This is a genomic window from Streptomyces chiangmaiensis, assembly GCF_036281785.1.
Lineage (GTDB): Bacteria > Actinomycetota > Actinomycetes > Streptomycetales > Streptomycetaceae > Streptomyces > Streptomyces chiangmaiensis.
The window spans coordinates 1-2,236 of record NZ_JAYWVC010000485.1 but is presented as its reverse complement, the minus strand read 5'-3'; the positions used below and the strand labels follow the sequence as shown (position 1 = coordinate 2,236).

Below are 2,236 nucleotides of genomic sequence, written 5' to 3'. Positions count from 1 at the left end.
GCGCGCTTGGTTCTCGATGCTCCGCAGAGGTCCGATTCCTCCCCGGCCTGAAGGCCGGGGCGTCCTCGGAGGCATTTGGTGACGGGGAGGTCGTCGAGGCGTGTGTTCCTGTTCCGCGGGGGCTGCCGACGCCGGCGGTTGCGGACGCAGGGGGTGCTTGTGTTCGGCCGCCCCGGAGCCGGAAGGCGGACGGGGGTTCCGGTCCGCCTTCCGGAGGTCGTGACGATGCGGTGTGTCAGCGGGTGATCGCCTTGGTCTCGAGGAACTCCTCGATGCCGGCGCGGCCCATCTCCCGGCCGTTGCCGGACTGCTTGTAGCCACCGAACGGGGCCTGGAAGTTATGCTTCCCACCGTTGATGTCGACCTGGCCGACGCGCAGGCGCCGGGCGATCGCCATGGCGTGTTCCTCGTCACCGGTGATGGCACCGTTGAGGCCGTAGATGGTGCCGTTGGCGATCTCGACGGCGTGGTCGTCATCGGTGTAAGGGATCACGACCAGGACCGGGCCGAAGATCTCCTCCTGGGCGATGACGGAGTCGGGGTCGACGTCGGAGAAGATCGTGGGCTTGACGTAGGCGCCGGTCTCGAAGCCTTCCGGCCGGCCGGGGCCGCCGACCACAAGCGTGGCGCCGTCGGCGATTCCGCGCCGGATGTAGCCGTCCACGCGGCGGCGCTGGGTCTCCGAGGCGACCGGACCTATCCGCGTGGTCTCGTCGGCAGGGTCGCCGACGGTGTATTCCCCGGCAGCGGCCCGCAGCTTCTCGACCACCGTCTCCTGGAGGTCCTGGGGCACAAGCATGCGGACATAGGCGCCGCAGGCCTGACCACCGTTGGACCAGGCGAAAGTCAGTCCGCGGGTGACGGCGAAGTCGAGGTCGGCCTCGGGCAGGATGATGTGGGCCGCCTTGCCACCCAGTTCGAGCGCGACCCGCTTGACCGTGTCGGAGGCGGCGACGGAGACGCTCTTGCCGGCGCGGGTGGACCCGGTGAAGGAGATCATGTCGATCTTCGGGTGCCGGGAAATGGCTTCGCCGACGACCGGGCCGGTACCTTGCACGACGTTGAACACGCCGTTCGGCAGTCCGGCCTCGCCGGCGATCTCCGCGAACATCCGGGCGCTCAGCGGGGAGATCTCCGACGGCTTGAGCACCACGGTGTTACCGGCCAGCATCGCGGGGACGACCTTGGTCACCAGCTGCTGGAGCGGGAAGTTCCATGGGGTGATGGCCCCTACGACGCCGATCGGCTCATGGATGACGAGCGAGTTCTCGATCACCTCCGTCCATTCGAAGCTCTCCGCCGCGGTGATCGCGGCCAAGGTGGAGGCGACCGGGAAACCGGCCTGCGCCTGCAGGGAGAAGCTGATCGGGGCACCCATCTCCAGCGTGATGGTGGCGGCAAGCTGCTCGGAGTGCTTCTGCATGCCCTCGGCCAGGCGCCGCATGACGGCGATGCGGTCCTGCGGCGACGTCGACGACCATCCGGGGAAGGCGGCGAGCGCGGCATCCACCGCCTTGTCCACGTCCTCGGCTGTGCCTTCGTGCACCGAGGCGATCACGGATTCGTCGGCCGGGTTCACGACGTCGATCAGGGGCCCAGTACCTGGGACGGCGCGGCCGTCGATCCAGTGGGACGGAGTGGGAAAGGGAGCCTCACGGTTTTCGTTCATGTCGCCAAGAGAACCTCCGGCGTCGAACGGCATCCATGTTCGCCCATGCCCATGATCTACGTCACTCCGCGGCCCTGCCCCGCCGGTCGGCCGCTCGTCGTGCCGAACCAATGTGCCGCCCCCCCCCGCAGGTGGCGCGGTGTTGCAGCGTGCAGTCTCGGGGAGCAGGGCGAGACGCTGCCGAGATGTCCAGGTCGGAAGCTCTTGTACAGCATCTGAGTCCCCGCTTGCGCCATCGAGGCGCTCACCCCATTGCTCGTCGTGGCGCCTTGCTGCGCCGGGACGCCGAAGTCGCGCAGGCACGGCATCGGGAGTTCAGGATGCCCACCGGCCGTAGTCCGGGTTGAGCGTCGGCGGTTCCCCAACGGCAGGCAGATGCACCTGAGTACAGAAAGCAGCCATGGCAACTCGGCGTTCCTATGCCAAGATTTGATCCAACCACGAGACAGTCATTAAGGTCTGGCTTCGAACCTCCGCACGGGCGATCACTCACAAGGGGTGGATGACGGCGGAGGGGCCCGCCCACCGGCGTGTCGGTAGGCGGCTGGAGGAAGAAGGAGCTCGCCC

Annotated in this window: 1 protein-coding gene; it reads right to left on the bottom strand. The window is 67.9% G+C overall.

What is annotated here, in order from left to right:
• Nucleotides 1–235: 235 nt before the first annotated feature.
• Nucleotides 236–1,669 (bottom strand): aldehyde dehydrogenase family protein, encoded by a 1,434-nt coding sequence (locus VXC91_RS44740; RefSeq protein WP_329513071.1) that lies wholly within the window; start codon nucleotides 1,667–1,669, stop codon nucleotides 236–238.
• Between the last annotated feature and the right edge of the window lie 567 nt (nucleotides 1,670–2,236).